Raw genomic sequence first — 19,398 nt, forward strand, 5'->3', positions numbered from 1 at the left:
TCGCTACGATAATGTTAACTCGAAATATCAGGAGGTTAACATTAGAATGCGTAAATTTCGCACGGTAGACTTAACATTGGCAGCAATGTTTGTTGCGTTAATGGCAATTGGCGCAAATATTACATCCTGGGCTCCATTTTTACAGGTGGCAGGCGTCCCTCTTTCTATGGGTCCATTTTTTGCAATTTTAGCAGGTCTTTTACTCGGCAGCCGTCTCGGTGCTTTTTCCCTGCTTGTATATATGCTTGTAGGAGCAGCTGGTGTACCAATATTCGCAAAATTTGCTGCTGGCTTCGGGGTTGTGTTCGGACCGACAGGTGGATTTATCTTCTCTTATATCACAGCAGCCTATGCAGCTGGTAAAATTGTAGAACTTAAAAAATCTCCAGGGTTTGGAACGTTTCTTATCGCTTCCTTAGTCGGGATTGTTCTAATTTATGTCATTGGAACGAACTATATGTTCTTCGTTTCAAACGGCAAGCTTGGCTATGCAGCCGCTTGGAAAATCATGACTTGGTTTATGGTAAAGGATTTGGCGTTTACAGTACTAGGAGCGGTGATTGCCCCGCGTCTATATCGTGCTGTCTCCCGTTCGACGATCGTTGGACGCAAGCAATCTGCTTAACTAAATGCATAAAACAGGACGCATCATTAAGACGCGTCCTGTTTTTTATAGGATTAAGAAAGCATTTCTTTGAGACATTGTTTATCTCCCGTCTCTCACTCCTCCTTCTGCCCAAAACGCTCTACAAGCGTCGCCAACGTACGGACCATCACTCCCGTTGCGCCTGCAGGACCTAAATCATGATCGTTTTTTGTATCAGATGTTCCCGCGATATCAAGATGCACCCAGGGCGTGTCTTCGGCAAACTCGCCAAGAAACGCTCCCGCCATAATAGCATGGCCGTCGCGGCCAGGTGAATTATTTAAATCAGCAAGTTTGCTGTTGCGGACGCGCTCCTTGTCACGCTCAAAAATGGGCAGTCTCCAAATTGCCTCATCGGTTTCCAGCGCAGCTTCAAGTACTTGCTCATAAAACGCTTCATCGTTTGTCATAGCACCTGTTGTCTGATTACCGAGTGCGACAATGATACCTCCCGTTAAAGTTGCCACATCCACTAAGTAGTTCGCACCTAATTGCTTTACATACGTGATGCCATCGGCTAATGCAAGCCTGCCTTCCGCATCTGTATTTAGGACCTCTATCGTTTTTCCGCTAAGTGAGGTAATCACATCATCGGGCTTAAAAGCGGTTCCGCTCACCATATTATCTGTAATTGGAATGACTGCCGCAATATTTTGCTCTGGACGCAGCTCACCGATAATTTCCATAGCGCCAAGCACAGAAGCTGCTCCCCCCATATCACCCTTCATACCGACCATGCTTTCGCGCGGCTTTAAGGAATATCCGCCCGTATCATACGTAATCCCTTTTCCGACAAAACCAATGACGTCCGTCCATTCTTCTTTCCCTTTATAAAGAAGCGCAACCATTTTCGGAGGATTTACAGACCCTTGATTGACTGCAAGCAGTGCACCCGCTCCCATCTCCTCTAAGTCAGCTTTTTCAAGAACTTTATATTCCAGATTGTATCTCTTTGCAAGCTCAATCGCATAATCAGCAAGCTCTACAGCCGTCAGCTTGTTTGGCGGCATATTCACAAGCGTACGCGCGGAATTCGTTGCACGCCCATACGTGTAGCCAACTGTAAGTGCTGCCTGTACCTCTGATCGTTCTTCCTTTGTAATCACAGTAACCGCATCAAAGATTTTCTTTTCTCTTTGCTTCGTTTTATACGTTTCAATATGATATGTACCAAGGCAGTATGCTTCCGCCAAAATATGAGCTGCATCAAGTGCTGTAATATCCCCGGCTGCAAATGAGTCCAGCAGTACAGACAGATTCTTTAGGCTTACGCTTTTCAACGTTTTGAACAACCGAACGAAAGAATGACGCAGCACCTCTGTTGTATACGCCTCTTTTTTGCCAAGACCAACAAAGTAATAGCGTTTTACATTTGTTTTTCCTAATGTATATACCTTTGATACTGCTTTTTTCTTGGCAGAAATCTCACCTTCTTCTAATAAAGTTGTAATATGTCCATCTAACGAATCATCAATATCCTTGATGAATGAGCTCGTATCGTCACCTTCGAATACAGCGACAACAACTGCTTCATAGCTGCTGAGCTGCTCTTGTGTTTGAAACATAATCCACACCTCCATCTCAACTTCTCTTCCATTATAATCCTATTTAACTAAAAATGAGAACTTCAATGCTCCTCCATATACAAAAGCAATTGCGGAAGCATGGGAAGCGCATTTGCTTTCTCAAAGGGTACATTCTCTATATTAGCTGGCATAATGTGTAAGCATTCTTCGATAAATGAGTATACCTTCTCTACATCAAGCGACCAATAAAGCGGACGGTACGGCTGTAAATAGCTATGTGCAGTCTGCATCATGAGCCGGGCTCCCTTTACATTTCCATAACTGTAATGATACAAAGCAACACTCATTTGCAGTAGTCCCTTTAAAAAATAGTTATCACGCTCCGTCAGCCATACTGCCTCCAGCAAATCATGACATGTATAGTAATCTCCCTCATTATATGCAATGAAAAACTCGTAGTACTCCATTGGATAATCCGCCATCGCTCATCCTCCACCTACTATTTCCGTTCATCATTCGTATACAATTTTATCAGAAAAACCGAAATAAAATATTGAAGAATACATCTCAAATAGGAATCGATTACTAATTTGTAACCGTTTGTAAAATGATACTTGCGATACACTCTGCTCTTATGTTAACGTTATATTACAAAGGAACAATCCTCTACTTCAAACGCGAATGAGGGCTGCTTATGAATGAAGCATTATGCATGTTGATGAATGAAATAGAACGGATACGTATAGAAATGCATGAAGCCGCTATACAAAAGGGGCTAATGCACGCTGAAACGGTCAGAATCAGTCAAATATTAGACAAGCTCATCTTACAATATCAAAAACAAACACAGAATCGAAAATCCCAATATTCACTATATCAATAAAACAAGCCGCCCTTGCAAGCGGCTCTTTATTTTAGGAAAAATGTTCATAAAAATAGTCTAGAACAAAGCTGCTCTAGACTATTTTTGCTTTCGATATTGCTGCCGAAATACTTGCATCGTCTCATTTTCGTTCAAACGCTTTAACTCTTCTTCTGTTAACGTTCCATTCCCTACCTTTACCACGTATATCTTAACATTCCGTTTGCCCCACTGCTTATATACATCCTGTACAGTATCATAGTACAGGTCAATGGAATTTCCCTTTATGGCCCCTCCCTTATCTGCTACTACACCATAGCCGTAGCCTGGAATAAACAAAATGGTGCCTATCGGAAATACCTTTAAATCTGCAGCGATAGTAGAGTATAAATCTCTTTTAACTCGCACACCCGAATACGTAATACCGTAGGATGGATGATTTGCATCCTTCCCTGTGGATTCCACTCCTGCCGTATATCCAGTTGCCGTTACTGTAATTGAATAATAATTGGATCGCTCCATCTCCTGCTCGAGCGTTTCTTTCGGTTGTTTATTAAGCTCCGCCGCTGTATACGCTGGAGGCTGCGCGACAACAGCATCGGCCGCTGTCCGATTTCTATACCACTCTTCTAAATCAGAGACAGTAACACCGGAAAACGCTTGGAACGTAACAAAAAAGGCCGCACAAAATAAACATGTCATAACTATGCGAATAACAAATCGTCTAAATATGGTCATGCTTGTTCTCAACACTCCTTCATGCTTAGTGTTAACCAACATGACACTACTTTATACAAAGAAAAGCGGACACAGCCTGGGTTGGTCCTGCAGCAAACTCCCATTGCGTTACATGGCTTCTTAACTGGAAACCTATACTTTCTTAAAGCATAAAAAAACCCCCCATATCGGGAGGTTCAGAACATTTGATAGCCTCGTTGGCGGAGCATACGAATCGTTACACCTGATAATGCTGCACCAATCAATCCTGTCGTTAAAATAATCATATCCGCTTGACCAAGGGCAAGTATATGTGTCTTTAATGCGAGCAAGGAAGCAGACGGGCTTTTAAAATACTCAAACACGCTTACTTTATCGATAATCAATATACAAACGAGCGGATACACAATGACCATCACCCATGTAGCCCGTAAAATCATATTTAACAGAAAACCAATTCCAAAGAATAACACAAAAAACAACAGCATTGAAATTAGTAAAACTGGTATACTCATACCTGTCTCCCCTTCTCCCATTCCTTCTCTTTCTAGTGTACTTGACGGCTTTTGAAATCGTCAATTTCCACGCTGCAAAAATAAATGGTATGCCGTATACCCGAAATGGTCACCCGGATTCACCGATTTGTCTATTTCCATTACGGGACGCGGTTTTGCATCTAATAAATAGCGGACTAAAACTGAAGCGTTTTCATCAAAGCGCAGCTCATCCGGATGCATGAAGGCCGCCTCGTATAACTCCTTCTCTTCGGTCACAATCTGTTCATGGAGCGGCTTGAGTAAAAACATAATCATATTGTCACTAATTTCTTCCCGAATAACACCAGAGCGAATGCCAATCACACCGACAACCTCGGCAGCAATCCCCGTTTCTTCCTGCACCTCTCGCAGCACTGCCTCATCAACTGTTTCACCAGGATCGACAAATCCGGCCGGAATTGACCACGTCCCTTTTAGCCCGCCGTATCTCTTTTTCACGACAAGCCATCGTCCATCCTTCGTCACAACGAGACCGCTTACAGCCAGCCACACATGATTTCTTTTTCCCATGCCTACCCTCCCCTCGTATGTAAAAAATGGACTCAAGAAAAGCGAACACGGCCCAAAGGCTGTACTTTTTACCTTATAAAGAAAAGAGCAAAAACAACTCACGCTGCTTCTGCTCTTTCATGTATTAAAAGAAGTTTAACTTTCCTTTTTTCAATACCAATAATGGTCCGCCAAGCAAGAATAAGTAGCGGTTGTCGATAATCTTCTTCATGAAGGCAGCCTGCCAGCCAGTTAGCTTTTTACCAAATACAACACCAATGCCGTCATCATGACCTAAGGAACATACAGAACCTTTATTGTCAAATTTAAACGGCTCAAGTTCACCTTTGCCGCGAACAAGAACTGCTAAGTTTTTTGCTAGATTGTAGCCCTCTTGGATTGCGATTTGTGCAGTTGGCGGATATGGACGATCGTTTTCTGGATTGAAAATAAGCGCTGCATCTCCCACGATAAATACATCGTCATGACCAGGAGCTCGTAAAAATTCGTCTACCTTAATGCGGCCGCGCATTGCTTCAAAGCCGGATTCTTCTACAAGAGAGTTACCGCGAACACCAGCAGCCCATACTACTGTTTCAGCTTTAATTTCCTCAATTTTGTCATCCTTGCCGACAATGATGCCTGTTTCAGTTGCTTCTTTGATTGCTGTACCAATGCGGAATTCTACGCCTTTTTTCTCAAGGAATTTCACCGCGTATTCAACAAGCTCAGGATCGAATCCAGGAAGCGCAGTTGGTGCAGCCTCTACACAAAGTATGCGCACTTTTTCACGAGGAAGGTCATACTCATGTACAAGCTCAGGTACACGGTTTGCTAATTCTGCTACGAACTCGATACCTGTAAAGCCCGCACCGCCGACAACAATTGTTAATAGCTCGTCGCGTTTTTCAGTTGCATAGCGAGAGAACATGTATTCAATATGATCGCGGATTTGACGCGCGCCATTAATGTTTGCAATGGAGAATGCGTGCTCCTTTAAGCCCTTGATGCCGAATGTTTCGGACTCAAAGCCTAAACCGACTACAAGATAATCGTACTCAAGCTCACCATTTTTCAAAATAACGCGTTTTTCTTTTCCACGGATTTCTGTCACTGTATCTAATACAAAATTTACTTTGCTTGTATCGATCACATCTTTAATATTTAAACGAGTTTTATCATGATGCAACGTACCAGCTGCATTTTCATGCAACCAAGTTGTTTGATAATGATAGCTGTTATTATTAACAAGTGTAATTTCGGCTTCATTTACCGATAACAATTTTTGCAGGCGCACAGTAGTAATCATCCCGCCGTAGCCCGCACCTAAAACAACGATTTTTGGCTTTCTCACCCTAATCACAACCCTCTTTATAATATAAATGAAAAATTGAAGGAGTACGGCATATATATAATTGCCGCTTTTTGTGGAATCTCTCACAAGAGAAAATAATAATTTGTTAGAAATTTGTCATAAAAACTACTATATTCTATCCTATATTAGTCGTTTTTTTTTCATTTTTCAAGCATATCCTGTATACAATAGCCATTTCTCTTCTTCCTGCCTGCTTGTGATGATTTTCCCCTCCCTACAAATATATGCAAGTGGATATTTCTCCTTTAATTTAAAGATATGCACTCCTTTTTGAGGCAGTGTCTAGCCTCTCCTCAAAATAACCACCGTTACAAACTGCAGACCGCGAGAGCTTTTCTTATCTTTAGCTAAGATTTTTTATAAGAAATATGATATCATTTTTTATGAGCACCTGGATTTTTATGTAAAAGGTGCGGTACCTTTTGCTTAAACTGTACATAAAATCTGATTTGAGTACATAACGATGGGGGCGTAAACAATGTCAGGAAATGAAAATGTATACGATATTACCATTATCGGCGGAGGTCCTGCGGGATTGTTCACTGCGTTTTACGGCGGCATGAGGCAAGCCAGCGTAAAAATTATCGAAAGCTTGCCTCAGCTCGGCGGTCAGCTGTCTGCGCTCTATCCAGAGAAATACATCTATGACGTAGCTGGATTTCCCAAAATTCGCGCGCAGGAGCTTATAAATAATTTAAAGGAGCAAATGAGCAAATTTGAACCGACTGTTTGTCTTGAGGAATCTGTACAAACATTAGAAAAACGAGAAGATGGGGTTTTCAAGCTTGTTACAAATAAAAAAACACACTATTCCAAGACTGTTATTATCACAGCGGGAAATGGCGCATTCCAGCCTCGCCGTCTAGAGCTCGAGAGTGCGTTACAATATGAAAAGAAAAACCTGCACTATTTTGTAGATGACATGAATAAATTTGCCGGCAAAAAGGTTATTGTGTTCGGAGGCGGCGATTCCGCAGTAGACTGGACACTTATGCTTGAGCCAATTGCAGAGCAAGTAACGATTGTGCACCGCCGTGATAAATTCCGTGCACATGAACACAGTGTCAAGAGTCTAATGAATTCCCGCGCAACTGTAAAAACACCATATGTTCCTGTTGAATTAATTGGCAGCGACACCATTAAGCAGGTTGTCATTCAGCACGTACAAACAGAAGAAAAAATCACCATTGATGTAGATGATGTAATCGTGAACTACGGCTTCGTTTCCTCCTTAGGTCCAATTAAAGATTGGGGTCTTTCTATCGCAAAAAACAGCATTGTCGTTAACTCAAAAATGGAAACAAACATTCCTGGCATTTATGCAGCTGGCGATATTTGTACGTACGAAGGAAAAGTAAAACTGATTGCTTGCGGCTTCGGTGAAGCACCAACAGCAGTTAATAATGCAAAAGCATACATTGACCCGAAAGCGAAAATCCAACCGCTCCACAGCTCCAGCATGTTCTAGATTGGCGAGCCATTAGGCGAAGACAGAGACGCAGATGCCCTTATACTTTATTCCTAAAATCCCCATTACTCCGAATGGTCTCCTAGCTGGATATTTATATTCTCTTAAAGTGTAAGACAAGCGGACACAGTCCGCCCTGCTCCCGAAGGAGGCAGTTTCCCGCACATCGAGGCGCTTTTTTCCAATACACTGGGGAAGGTTATTTTTCGGAAGGGAGCAGACCGTGGGAGCTAAACAGTTATGCTTTCTTATCTTTTAAAAAGCCTGTTGTACATTATGTACTTCAGGCCTTTTTATATAAAACTGCATAATATCTTATATTTTTTAAAATACATTGTAAAACATTTGTTTTTCTGTCTACAATGGAATCTAGATGTAAAGCACGTCACCTTTTAAAAGCGAGGAAATACTATGGAAGAATTACAGCAAAATCAAAAGCTCTCTGTTCCGTTGCCTAGCACTTCGCTGTTTCGGAATGCAAACTTCTTATACTTATGGGCGGCTACACTATTTTCTAGCTTTGCGCTTGCCTTTTTTATGTTTTCCCAAACGTGGTATATCGTCAAAACACTTGATTTAGAAGCATCTCTTGGAATTGTTTTCGTTGCGTCAAGTGTGCCGCGTCTGATTTTTATGATTGTCGGCGGTGCAGTGGCTGACAAGTTTCCAAAGAAAAACATCATGTTTTTTTCAAATCTTATTCGTGCCCTTCTTGTAGGGTCTATTCTTGTCTGGCTGCTTTTCGGTCACATTACCTTGTATACATTCATTCTGTTTGCCCTATTTTTCGGATTGGCGGATGCTTTTTTCTGGTCAGCAGACGGCTCTATTTTGCCGGAGCTGGTAGAAAAGGACAAGCTAACGCAAGCAAACTCTATTACGCAAATGACAAATCAGTCGTCACTCATTCTCGGACCGATGCTGGCTGGCGTAATTATTAAGGTTGGTAACTATGAAACAATTTTCATTATTACAATTGTCATGCTTGTCATCTCAGCTGTTCTTGTACAATACATTCGGATGGAGACACAAAAGGGAGAGGAGCAGCACGATAAAGACATGCTTACTTCTATTAAAGAAGGGATTCTGTATGTAAAGCAGTCCTCTTTTCTAACAACTCTGTTGATTTGCAGTGCCTTCTTAAATTTCTTTCTGATTGGACCTATGCAAATTGGCTTCCCGATTTTCGTGAAAACTGTCCTGCACGGTGACTCCCTGCATTTTAGCTATTTAGAGGGATCTGCTGGGGGAGGTATGGCAATTGGAGCTATTCTAGTTGCTATTTTAAACATTCAAAAGCGACGAGGTTGGTTTTGTATCATCATGCTCTTTTTAGCAGGAATCTCCTTTTTACTACTTAATTACAGCACCACTCTCTGGCAGGCGCTGCTTGCTGCGGTCATATTCGGTGTAACGCTTGCTATGGCAGCAATTCCGCTTATGAGCGTCATTCAGTCCACTGTGCACGAGGATATGATGGGACGGGTGATGAGCCTGCTTATGCTATCGTCGATGGGACTTATTCCTGTATCGTATGCAGGAGCATCTCTTCTTTTAGCACTCGGCCTATCCGTCCTAACGATTATGAAAACTGGTGCAATTGCCCTTATTTTGTTTGTTCTATTCGTCGCACTTCGCGTGCCGACTGTACGGACATTCGATTAATCTTTCTATAAAGAAAACTCGCCGATTGGCGAGCCGTTAGGCGAAGACAGAGGCGTAGTTGCCCTTACACTTTGTTCCTAAAATTTCCTACTGCGTCGAATGAGCTTCTAGCTGGGAATTTATGCTTTCTTAAAGTGGAACAACAAAAGCATCGGCTGAGCCGATGCTTTTGTTGTAGGTTGTATATGTCCTGCTCCCATCGTTACTTCTATAACGTCAATTTTCTTCCATTCTTCTGTTTATGTTGACGCCAGAGCTTTTTCACAATAATGCCCGTACGTATGAACACATACACATACCCGCACACAACAAATAACGCCCAGCTCTCATTTTTCTGCAGCGCGGTTAAGAAATTGTCATACTCGGTACCAGTTTGTCCAATAGAATTTACAAGAAATATGATTGGAACAGACAACAGAAATACTAGATTAAACAAATTGAACATTCTCTCACGCGGATGGCTGCTGCCTGTCAGCAAATGCATCACCGTGAGCGCTAAACCAATTGCAATACAAAAATAATAACAGACCCATACCCACGGCGGCAAGGTTGGTGCAACAGCCGCATTCATATCCTGAATCATGGCCTTCCCCCTCTATTTCTGTACATATTCGAAATGTGATTTTCAAATTCCTTCTGGAAATTTATAAACTCTTTAAGCATGCAAAGAAGACAAATTCTTTCCCCAGAATCTGCCTTCTCTTTCGCCATAATAAACATATCAGCTTATTCCCGATTGAACTTATGTGTCCCCCATGCGTCTCCCTGCTTGCAGCACGTAAATAACTAAAATTAGAATACATCAATTAACGACGTATGCTGCGATTGATGCAGCTTCCAGTAATGCCCCTTCTTTTCCATGAGCTGCTCGTGTGTACCTTCCTCGACAATTCTACCTGCTTCAATGCATAAAATACGCGTCGCATTTTGAATCGTAGAGAGCCGATGCGCAATAATAAAAGATGTTCTCCCCTTTAACAGCTTCTCCAAACCTTTTTGCAAAGCAAGCTCTGTTTCTGTATCAATGCTCGATGTTGCTTCATCCAAAATCAAAATGCGGGGATCAGCTAATAAAGCGCGTGCAAACGAAATGAGCTGGCGTTGTCCTGCGGATAGCCTTGTTCCACGCTCGTTCACCTCGGTATGATAGCCGCTTTGTAAACCGATTATAAATTCATGTGCCCGAACTGCCTTCGCTGCCGCGATGACCTCTTTATCTGTTGCATTCAAACGGCCATACCGAATATTATCCATAATTGTGCCCGAAAAAATAAAAGGATCCTGCAGCATAACACCCATCTGTCTTCTAAGCGAGGCTAGCTTTACCTTACTAATATCCATCCCGTCAATCTTCACAGCACCGCTTTTCACATCATAAAAGCGGCTGATTAAGCTAACAATCGTCGTTTTTCCGGACCCAGTCGCCCCGACAAGCGCAATGGTATCACCGGCACTAACTCGGAGGCTTGTGCGATCCAGGATGGCAGTATCTTCATATCCGAACACAACATCCTCAAACTCTACATCTCCCTTAATAGTCGGAAGCTCTGCGGCATCTGGAACATCTGTTACTTCCGGCTGTTCATCCATCGTCTCAAAAATCCGTTCTAAATAGGCCATTGCATTAATGATCGCATTGTAAAAGTTTCCGATATTCGCAAGGGGCATCCAGAACATCCAAATGTACCCGACAAAGGCAACGAGCGCTCCTAATGTAACCTCTCCCTGTCCCATAGACTGAATTCCCATAATATAGACAAAGGAAACAGTTAAAACAGAGATATTTTCGATAGCCGGCCAAAGTAAAAATTGAATAGAAACAGCCTTCATCCAGCTTCCTCTATAGCTGTTTGAAACATCAAGAAAAATTCGCATGTTTTCCTCTTCTCTTACAAACGCCTGCGTTACCTTTATCCCATTTAAGCTCTCATGAATATAAGCATTCATATTGGATTGCTTATTGCTTAGCTGCTGCCAGCTTTTACGCTGTGCATTTTTAATGACAAACACAACAGCTGCCAAAATTGGAAAACCTGCCATTGCATAGAGCGTCAGCTTCACATCGATCGCCAGCATAAAACCAACAATCACAAGCAGGCTAAACAAATCGGCAATAAGGTTAATAATTCCGTTTGAAAGTAAATCACTCAAGGAATTCACATAGTTAACAACCCGGACTAAAATTTTCCCGTGCGGTCTACTGTCATAATAGGAAAAGGAAAGCTCCTGTAAGCGGGTAAACAAATCTTTTCGAATGTTGTAGATCACGTTCTGCCCAAGCTCAGACATAATCCGAATTCTAAACCTCATACATAGTCCTGTTATCACAATAGCAAGCAAATAAATCCCCGCCAACAAAGCAAGCCCCTTCACATTTCCATTTGGAATCTCCTGGTCAATCGCATGCTTCATTAAGTACGGACCGATTAAATTGGCACCACTTGCCGCCAGCATGAGAAGAACCGCAAATACAACTTGCTTTCTATATGGTTGAATATAGCGAAGCATCCGCTTGAAATGCGCCCATTGAAACGGGGTATCCAGCTCCTCATCGACATCAAATTTATTACGAGCCATCTACACCACTCCTTCGTTGGAAACGTAACTGTCAAAATTACCGAATTGGTTTTGATATACCTTGTAGTAGTAGCCTTGTTTGCACAGCAATTCTTCATGTGTGCCTTGTTCCGTAATCCTGCCATTTTCCATAACGAGAATGAAATCGGCATCCTTTACGGAGGAAATCCGGTGCGCAATCGTAAAACAGATTTTATTTTGGAACACAGCCTTTAAGGTTCTTTGAATACGAAGCTCCGTCTCCATATCTACTGCGGATGTTGTATCATCTAAAATCAGAAACGGTGCATCCTTTAAAATAGCTCTCGCAAGTGCAATGCGCTGTCTCTGTCCTCCCGAAAGGCCAACTCCCCGTTCGCCGATAATCGTATCATAGCCATCGGGAAGCCGGGAAATAAATTCATGTACCTCCGCCTTCTTTGCTGCCGCCTGAACAGCTTCTATAGAAGCATCAGGGATCCCATAGGAAATATTCCCCTCAATTGTATCCGAAAATAAAAAAACATCCTGCATGACAAGCGCCATATTTTCTCTTAATTTACGCACATCCCATTCCTTTACATTGACACCGTTTACAAAAATCCCTCCATCTGTTACATCGTAAAACCGGCAAAGTAGGCTCATAAGTGTCGATTTCCCTGAACCAGTAGGCCCTATAATGCCAACTGTCTGGCCTGGTTTTACATGAAAGGAAACACCCTCTAATACCTTCTCATCTTCATAACGAAAGCTAACGTTAGAAAAGGAAACATACCCATGCGAATTCTGGGGTGCTTTCGCCTGCGGGCTGTTTACGATTTCAGGCTCTGTCTGTAATAATGTTTGAATTTTTCGGGCAGAAGCGATAAAACGCTGGATATCATTAGCAAGCCAACCTGCCATACGCATCGGATTGTTTAGTGCCCAAAGCAAGGAGTTGAATGTGACAAGCTCTCCGATTGTAAGTGATCCGCGGATCACCATCGTTCCTCCTGCGAAAATCATAAGAACGAGCAGCATACCTGCTAAAGAGTCAAGAACAGGCAAATATTTGCTCCAAATTCTAGATGATATCAAATTTTTTTCTTTAAAGTCTCCGTTTTGCACCGAAAACTTTTTAATCTCGTAATCTTCCTTTCCAAAAGCCTTCACAACTCGGTTGCCGCTTATATTCTCCTGTACAACAGAGTTTAATCTTGAAAACTGCTCACGAATAGCTGAAAATGTCGGCTGCACATCCGTGCTTAATCGATACGCAACATACCCGATAACAGGCGTAACTGTTAGCAGTACGAGCGCAAGCGGCGGATGAATATAAAACATGAAGCAAATAGCTAACAATAGCATCATACTATTCTCGAAAATCATATACATTACCCAGGCGGTGAAATGTCTGACTGCTTCCATATCGCCTGTCATCCTAGCCATTATATCGCCTGTTTTCGTCTTATCAAAAAAATTGAAGTCTAGTCGATTCAATTTGTCGTACATCTCTTGACGAATTACAAATACAACGCTTTGCGATACTGTTTCAAACAGCATTTGGTAGCAATAACGGATTACTGTTTTGCATATAGTTACCACAACCATAAAGCCTAACAGCTTCCAAAGTAAATCACTTCGATCCCCCTTAATGACATCATCGACAATTCTCCCTGAGAAATACGGGTTTAATAGATTTAAAAAAGTCACACTTAGGGCAAGACACATTCCAAACATAAACCGAACCTTATACCTTCTCATATAACCCCATATCCAACGTATGCTCTCCATTCCAATCCCTCCTTGCTCCTGTTGCCATGTTGAATAGGCGCTTTTTTTGCCTCTTCATAAATCAAACAACTCAGCAATGAGTTGTTTGAATAACAGCCTTTTAAAACATATGATGTAGTGTATTCACCTGCACCTCTTATACATAACCTAAATCTAACAATTCATATGTGGAGAACTTGGATCAAGCTGCATAAACTCAATACGATTACCGTCCGGATCACGGACCCAGCATTGATAATTGTTGTCCTTTCCCCGCATAGGCTCAACATCCAACGTTAAACCATGAGATTTTAGATGATCAGCAATTTTATAAATATCTTCAACCTCCAAGCATAAATGGTTAAAGCCAACTTGATCCTGCATGGGCTCAGATCTATTTTTCCCTCCGTAAAACAGCTCAATAAACTGCCCATCACATACTTTGATGTACTCAATCCACGGATTGTTATTGTCATCCTTAATATCAAAGGCTCTTTGAAAACGAAGAATATTGCAATAAAAATGCAAGGATCTCTCCATGTCTTCCACAGTAAGCGCAAGATGACCGATTCGTTTAATCATTGAAATCTCTCCCTTATGTATATTTTTCAATAGTAAGACAAATGGCTGGGATGTTCCCAAACACCTCTGTTTACTCTTCCTTCAATCTGCGAGTTCCCAGACGTTTATCTTTCAGTTTCCCATCCCCTTACTCTATTTCTCTAATAAATTTAACTTCCACAAAAACAAACATTTCAAAAAAATGGAAAAACGAGACTTAACTCCTATTATAGCTCTCTATACTTAATTGTCTATATATTTGATATAAAAGTACATTTTTTATAAAAACCTTACCAAATTTATTTCTATTCAGGGAAGGTTTATTCTATGAGATTTGACCGAAAGAGTACCGCTACTTCAATCGTGTGAAGGAGACGGTTCTCTGCTTGTGGGGCGCTTTTTCCTCGGTGGGCAGAGATCTTCCAGCTGAAAATTTATAAATTCTTAAAACATAAAAAGAACCCTCCCATTCAAGAGAGGATTCCTTGTGAGCATATATTTTTTTACAGTTTACTAATAGCCGTAGCCATAGCCGTAGCCATAGCCGCCGCCGCTGCCCCAGCTTGCACCAACAATAATTAACAGAACAAATAGGACCACAATTAACGCAAATCCATGACCGAAATGCCCATGTCTATGTCCATGACCATGGTCGCAGTCTTTGTCATGCGCTCCTTGTACGCCATTTTCACTCATCTGTCTTCCCCCTTTTATGTTACAAGCCTCAGAAATCATTTCCTAAAGCTAATGGACTCGATGTATACTATTCATCTTAAGGGGACATGGGGTGGGCGAAAAACAAAAACAGGCTTATACAAAGAAAAGCCCCCACAGCCTGTTTTGCTCCCATAGCAAAACAACCCGTACACAAAACGTGTGGTTCGGCGAAGCTTATTCGTAGAAACTTTCCATGTATTCTTCACACCACTAAAGGCGCTGTTTGCTTTTATGTAGGGAAGGTTATTTTACGGATGGGAGCAGGCTGAGGGAGCCAGGCACCGAAAAGCGGAAGCGGTCCGTTTTTGCTCGCAAAAGCTATACTTTCTTAGCCATAAAAAAAGGACTGATAGCATGTGCTTATCAATCCTTTTTTACCGTCCCTCAATTTCATTCGGCTGCGGGTAAATCATTGAGCAACGGGATGGCATCTGTTTTATACTTCGATTATACATTCAAATAATGAAAAAATTCCGTTAAACTAATCCCTAAAGCTAGACATATTTTCCGCAGAGAAGAGATGGTTGTACTGCGCTGTCCCCGTTCGATCATACCGATGAAGTTTTTATGAAGATCAGCCCGTTCCGCAAGCTCAGCCTGGGAAAGTCCCTTTCGCAGCCTCTCATTTTTGATCGTATTTCCAATTTGAACTAACAATTCATCCTGTCTTTCCACTTTCAATCACCAACGTATAGTATATTACAAAATGAAACACTATGGTGTGTAAAAATGATTACAAAAGCAAATTTTTTATAAACTTTCTTTACAAAAAGCACTCACATTTAACTCTTTTAGAACCCAAAAAAGTATCTAATGCACATGATAGTAAGTAACATTCAACATCCTTGCCTTGATTACCAGACAGGCAATTCAGAGTTTGCCAATACAGATACAGCCTTTTGAAGGCATAATGTCCTCGCAGGCAGCGACGAATCACACTAAGAAGCTTCTTGACCTTGACCTTTATACACGTGCAGCGTAATGACTCTTTCCTCCAACGGTTAATACTAATCATCTTACTGACAATGTATTGTGCTACCTACATCATACCCAAACTATGCAATATTGACAAGCATTTAAATGTTACTATGTGCATTTCTGCCGCCTGTGCCTCCTTCAATTTTCACATAGCTTCCAATCTTCGCGCAGCATATTCAGCTCGCTTCTTCTTACGCTTAAGAGCCAATAAAAAACCTCCCTAACGAATGAATTTCATCATTCACCGTTAAGAAGGTCGTTATTATCAACCCTTATAAGCGCATTCCAAGATCGAGTATAGAATCGTGACCACTTGATGCGCAGATTGTGGACGCTCTTTACTGCCCTCACTCCTACGCCGCACCTATGCGCTACTTGTCTACGAAAAAGATCGACCAATCATATCTCGCTGTAAGAAAGCGTTGATTTATTGGGATTCCTTAGCACTAGCACTGCTCTGGCGTTCCCGCGTTTGCCGCTGTGCGGAACGAGGAGCCGCAGCCGCATGTTGCGATCGCGTTCGGATTATCGATGGTAAAGCCGCCGCCAAGCATGGATTGCTTGTAATCGATTTTTACTCCCTGTAAAATCGGAGCATCCTGTTTATCGATAAGAAATTTCACACCATGAAAATCAAGAACTTCATCCTGCTCGTTCGCATCCTTCTCGAAGCCTAAGCCGTAGGAAAGACCGCTGCAACCGCCGCCCTTTACTGCAAGACGTACATATTGCTCTCCTTCTCCAGCCTCCTTGATCATCTCTTGAATTTGATATGCTGCCTGTTCTGTTACAACAATCACGTATAACACCTTCCTTTCTTGCCCTATTATACCCTTTAGACATATCTCCCCTCAAACAGAGAGATTTGTTGATTACTGGTAGAATTTTAGTAATAATATATGCCGCTGCAAATCGTTTCGGCAGGACCTTTCATTAAAACAGTACCATCCTCTGTCCAGGTGATGAACAAATCTCCTCCTGCCAGATGAACGATCGTTTCCATTCCTTTTTCCATTTTGCCGTTTAACACAGCCGCAACTACCGCAGCGCACGCGCCCGTACCACACGCCTGCGTTACACCGGAACCGCGCTCCCATACGCGAAAATTCATTTCTTTCTCATTTACAATCTCAACAAATTCTACGTTTACACTATCCGGGAACATTTCATGCTTTTCTAATACCGGCCCGAGCGTCGTAAGCGGTGCATCTTCAATACGATCCACGAAAATAACACCGTGCGGATTTCCCATTGAAACTGCTGTCAGCTCGTAACGGTTATTTTCATATAAAAACTCTTCTATAATAAACGGCGTTTCTCCTTCTCCAAGCATCGGGATTTCGCTTCTTGTTAAGCGCGGCTGCCCCATATCAATCGTAACAAGTGTTACCTTTCCTTCCTGAACCGTTACCTCCGCGTGTACCAGTCCGGATAACGTATCAATTGCAAATACCGTATCCTCTACCAAATTATGCTCGTACGCATACTTTGCTACGCAGCGCAAGCCGTTGCCGCAGCTTTTTGCCTCGGAACCATCGCGGTTAAAAATGCGCATTTTCACCGGTGCGTTCTCCGAAGGACAAACTAAAATCATACCGTCCGATCCAATACCGGTATTCACATCCGATACTCGACGGGCAAGTTCAGGAAGCATCGCTTCTTCTAGATGCTCTTGAAACAGATTCACATAAATATAATTATTACCGAGGCCATGCATTTTCGTAAAGGAAAATTGATTCATATTTTATTCCACTCCAAAAAATATATTTATCTAAGTATAAGACGAGATGTTTTTGAGCACAATAGAGACATCCCCCGTTTCTCATTATAAAAGGAAAAGCCCGTTAGATAGGGTTTTTCTTTTTTATTTTATCCTAAAACAGAAAAGCATCGCCTATAAGGCCATGCTTAAAACATTGGATTCTCTTCCAAATATTCATATATATTTTCAATGAGCTTGTCCGGTGTCTCTCCTGTCACGACATCTCCATTTACTAAAGCATACGGACCTTCATAGCAAATGCCGCAATAGCCGAGACAACCATACTCAATAACATCTAGATTCGGATCCTTCTCTAGCACCGCAAGCGCCTTTTGCGACCCGTTCGCCAGATTGCTGATGCAAAACTCAATAATTGGCTTTATCACTGCTTCTCACCTCGCTCCCCCTACTGTAATAGTTTTTATTTTTCTCGTCAACATTCTAGTTTTTCTCTCAGTTTCCTATATATTCATTGTTATTTGTTCATGAATTCGTTATAATTTTGTTGGGCAAGATACAAAAAAGTTTTTTTCGATATAAAATTTTTACATTTAAAAGGAATCATTCTATAGTAAAGGGGAATCCATCATGAAGCACCTTGTTCTTGTCGGTGGCGGATACGGTGGAATGAGAATTTTACAACGTCTTCTTCCAAACAATCTACTTCCGGACGATGTCCAAATTACCTTGATTGACAAAGTTCCATATCATTGCTTCAAAACAGAATACTATGCACTTGTAGCTGGAACAATTTCAGATACGCACGTTCGTATGCCATTTCCAGAGCATCCACGCTTAGCAAAAAAATATGGTACTGTTGTTCATATCGACCTTGAAAATCGCTTTGTAGAACTGGAAAATGGTGAAAAAATTCAGTATGATGACGTTGTGATTGGACTCGGCTGTGAGGACAAATATCATAATGTACCCGGTGCCCCAGAACACACATTGAGCCTGCAATCCATTGAAAAAGCGAGACAAACGTATCAGCATTTAAACGATTTAAAACCGAACGCAACAGTCGGCATTGTTGGCGCAGGTCTAAGCGGTGTTGAGGTTGCAAGCGAATTACGTGAAAGCAGATCGGATTTGACGATTTACTTATTCGACCGCGGTTCACGCATCCTTTCTATGTTCCCTGAGCGTTTAAGCAACTATGTAGAAGATTGGTTTATCGATCACGATGTAACGATTATTCGTAACTCTAACATTACGAAGGTAGAGCCGGGCATTGTATACAATCATGATGAAGCGCTTTCATGCGATGCAATTGTCTGGACAGCAGGTATCCAAGCACATCACATTGTACAGCAGCTTCCAGTAGAAAAAGACAACATGGGACGGATTCTTACAACGAAATACCATAATATACCAAACTTTGAGAACGCTTATGTAATTGGAGATTGTGCGCATTCCGCCCATGCACCGTCCGCACAGCTAGCGGAGGCACAGGCTGAGCAGGTTGTCAGCGTCCTGCAAAAGAGATGGAAGAATGAGCCGCTCCCTGAAGAAATGCCTATCATTAAGCTCAAGGGTGTGCTTGGCTCTCTCGGTAAAAAACGGGGATTCGGCTTACTAGCTAATCAAACACTAATTGGTCGTGTGCCGCGTCTGTTAAAATCCGGATTGCTTTGGATGTACAAATATCATAATGGATAAAAGAGCGAGGTCCTCGCTCTTTTTTATAAGGTTAAAAAAGTATAATTTTTTATGGGGACATTGTCCCTTCGGGAGTAAGGCGGACCAGGTCCGCTTTCTTACACTTTA

Annotated in this window: 20 protein-coding genes; 5 read left to right on the forward strand and 15 right to left on the reverse strand. The window is 41.9% G+C overall.

What is annotated here, in order from left to right; genetic code table 11:
• The first annotated feature begins 46 nt into the window (after window positions 1-46).
• Window positions 47-625, forward strand: coding sequence for a biotin transporter BioY (locus AC6HZ4_RS24225; RefSeq protein ID WP_497492392.1), 579 nt, complete (start codon window positions 47-49; stop codon window positions 623-625).
• Between the two features lie 95 nt (window positions 626-720).
• Here the strand turns inward: AC6HZ4_RS24225 and AC6HZ4_RS24230 are convergent, their stop codons facing one another.
• Both AC6HZ4_RS24230 and AC6HZ4_RS24235 read right to left on the reverse strand, forming a co-directional pair.
• Window positions 721-2,211: a leucyl aminopeptidase gene (locus AC6HZ4_RS24230; protein WP_497492393.1), complete on the reverse strand. Its 1,491-nt coding sequence runs from the start codon at window positions 2,209-2,211 to the stop codon at window positions 721-723.
• A 62-nt stretch (window positions 2,212-2,273) separates the two neighbouring features.
• Complete coding sequence (locus AC6HZ4_RS24235; protein ID WP_497492394.1) at window positions 2,274-2,654, reverse strand: DUF309 domain-containing protein; 381 nt, start codon at window positions 2,652-2,654, stop codon at window positions 2,274-2,276.
• Window positions 2,655-2,866: 212 nt separating this feature from the next.
• Here AC6HZ4_RS24235 and AC6HZ4_RS24240 point away from each other — a divergent pair, with 212 nt between their 5' ends.
• The gene (locus tag AC6HZ4_RS24240; protein WP_497492395.1) at window positions 2,867-3,055 is read left to right on the forward strand and encodes a Spo0E family sporulation regulatory protein-aspartic acid phosphatase; all 189 of its coding nucleotides are present in this window, start codon (window positions 2,867-2,869) and stop codon (window positions 3,053-3,055) included.
• 78 nt (window positions 3,056-3,133) lie between these two features.
• Here the strand turns inward: AC6HZ4_RS24240 and spsC are convergent, their stop codons facing one another.
• From spsC to AC6HZ4_RS24260, 4 genes are all read right to left on the reverse strand, one after another.
• On the reverse strand, window positions 3,134-3,814 hold the full coding sequence (gene spsC / locus AC6HZ4_RS24245; RefSeq protein ID WP_497492396.1) for a stationary phase survival protein SpsC: 681 nt from the start codon (window positions 3,812-3,814) through the stop codon (window positions 3,134-3,136).
• 134 nt (window positions 3,815-3,948) lie between these two features.
• Window positions 3,949-4,266: a YuiB family protein gene (locus tag AC6HZ4_RS24250; protein WP_497492397.1), complete on the reverse strand. Its 318-nt coding sequence runs from the start codon at window positions 4,264-4,266 to the stop codon at window positions 3,949-3,951.
• Window positions 4,267-4,326: 60 nt separating this feature from the next.
• Window positions 4,327-4,818, reverse strand: coding sequence for an NUDIX hydrolase (locus AC6HZ4_RS24255; protein ID WP_497492398.1), 492 nt, complete (start codon window positions 4,816-4,818; stop codon window positions 4,327-4,329).
• Between the two features lie 124 nt (window positions 4,819-4,942).
• Window positions 4,943-6,151, reverse strand: coding sequence for an NAD(P)/FAD-dependent oxidoreductase (locus tag AC6HZ4_RS24260; RefSeq protein WP_497492399.1), 1,209 nt, complete (start codon window positions 6,149-6,151; stop codon window positions 4,943-4,945).
• Between the two features lie 499 nt (window positions 6,152-6,650).
• Here AC6HZ4_RS24260 and AC6HZ4_RS24265 point away from each other — a divergent pair, with 499 nt between their 5' ends.
• Together AC6HZ4_RS24265 and AC6HZ4_RS24270 are read left to right on the forward strand one after the other, a co-directional pair.
• On the forward strand, window positions 6,651-7,640 hold the full coding sequence (locus AC6HZ4_RS24265) for an NAD(P)/FAD-dependent oxidoreductase (RefSeq protein ID WP_497492400.1): 990 nt from the start codon (window positions 6,651-6,653) through the stop codon (window positions 7,638-7,640).
• 411 nt (window positions 7,641-8,051) lie between these two features.
• The gene (locus AC6HZ4_RS24270) at window positions 8,052-9,305 is read left to right on the forward strand and encodes an MFS transporter (RefSeq protein ID WP_497492401.1); all 1,254 of its coding nucleotides are present in this window, start codon (window positions 8,052-8,054) and stop codon (window positions 9,303-9,305) included.
• A 208-nt stretch (window positions 9,306-9,513) separates the two neighbouring features.
• On the opposite strand, the gene AC6HZ4_RS24275 is transcribed toward AC6HZ4_RS24270, so the two are convergent.
• The 9 genes from AC6HZ4_RS24275 to AC6HZ4_RS24315 all read right to left on the reverse strand — a co-directional run bounded on the left by AC6HZ4_RS24275 (window position 9,514) and on the right by AC6HZ4_RS24315 (window position 18,017).
• Window positions 9,514-9,888, reverse strand: coding sequence for a hypothetical protein (locus AC6HZ4_RS24275; protein WP_497492402.1), 375 nt, complete (start codon window positions 9,886-9,888; stop codon window positions 9,514-9,516).
• A 209-nt stretch (window positions 9,889-10,097) separates the two neighbouring features.
• The gene (locus tag AC6HZ4_RS24280) at window positions 10,098-11,882 is read right to left on the reverse strand and encodes an ABC transporter ATP-binding protein (RefSeq protein WP_497492403.1); all 1,785 of its coding nucleotides are present in this window, start codon (window positions 11,880-11,882) and stop codon (window positions 10,098-10,100) included.
• Entirely contained in the window at window positions 11,883-13,634 is a 1,752-nt protein-coding gene (locus AC6HZ4_RS24285) for an ABC transporter ATP-binding protein (RefSeq protein WP_497492404.1), read from the reverse strand. It lies immediately after the preceding gene.
• Window positions 13,635-13,787: 153 nt separating this feature from the next.
• The gene (locus AC6HZ4_RS24290) at window positions 13,788-14,195 is read right to left on the reverse strand and encodes a VOC family protein (protein ID WP_497492405.1); all 408 of its coding nucleotides are present in this window, start codon (window positions 14,193-14,195) and stop codon (window positions 13,788-13,790) included.
• Between the two features lie 492 nt (window positions 14,196-14,687).
• Window positions 14,688-14,870, reverse strand: coding sequence for a YjcZ family sporulation protein (locus AC6HZ4_RS24295; protein WP_497492406.1), 183 nt, complete (start codon window positions 14,868-14,870; stop codon window positions 14,688-14,690).
• A 468-nt stretch (window positions 14,871-15,338) separates the two neighbouring features.
• Window positions 15,339-15,566, reverse strand: coding sequence for a helix-turn-helix domain-containing protein (locus AC6HZ4_RS24300; RefSeq protein ID WP_497492408.1), 228 nt, complete (start codon window positions 15,564-15,566; stop codon window positions 15,339-15,341).
• Window positions 15,567-16,315: 749 nt separating this feature from the next.
• Window positions 16,316-16,669, reverse strand: a complete 354-nt coding sequence (locus AC6HZ4_RS24305) for a HesB/IscA family protein (RefSeq protein ID WP_497492409.1) — start codon at window positions 16,667-16,669, stop codon at window positions 16,316-16,318.
• An 86-nt stretch (window positions 16,670-16,755) separates the two neighbouring features.
• On the reverse strand, window positions 16,756-17,610 hold the full coding sequence (gene dapF, locus AC6HZ4_RS24310) for a diaminopimelate epimerase (protein WP_497492410.1): 855 nt from the start codon (window positions 17,608-17,610) through the stop codon (window positions 16,756-16,758).
• A 167-nt stretch (window positions 17,611-17,777) separates the two neighbouring features.
• Window positions 17,778-18,017, reverse strand: coding sequence for a YuzB family protein (locus tag AC6HZ4_RS24315; RefSeq protein WP_497492411.1), 240 nt, complete (start codon window positions 18,015-18,017; stop codon window positions 17,778-17,780).
• A gap of 202 nt (window positions 18,018-18,219) precedes the next feature.
• Here AC6HZ4_RS24315 and AC6HZ4_RS24320 point away from each other — a divergent pair, with 202 nt between their 5' ends.
• A complete protein-coding gene (locus AC6HZ4_RS24320; protein ID WP_497492412.1) occupies window positions 18,220-19,290 on the forward strand; it encodes an NAD(P)/FAD-dependent oxidoreductase in 1,071 nt (356 codons plus the stop codon).
• The last annotated feature ends 108 nt before the right edge of the window (window positions 19,291-19,398 follow it).

This window comes from Ectobacillus sp. OTK (assembly GCF_059698935.1).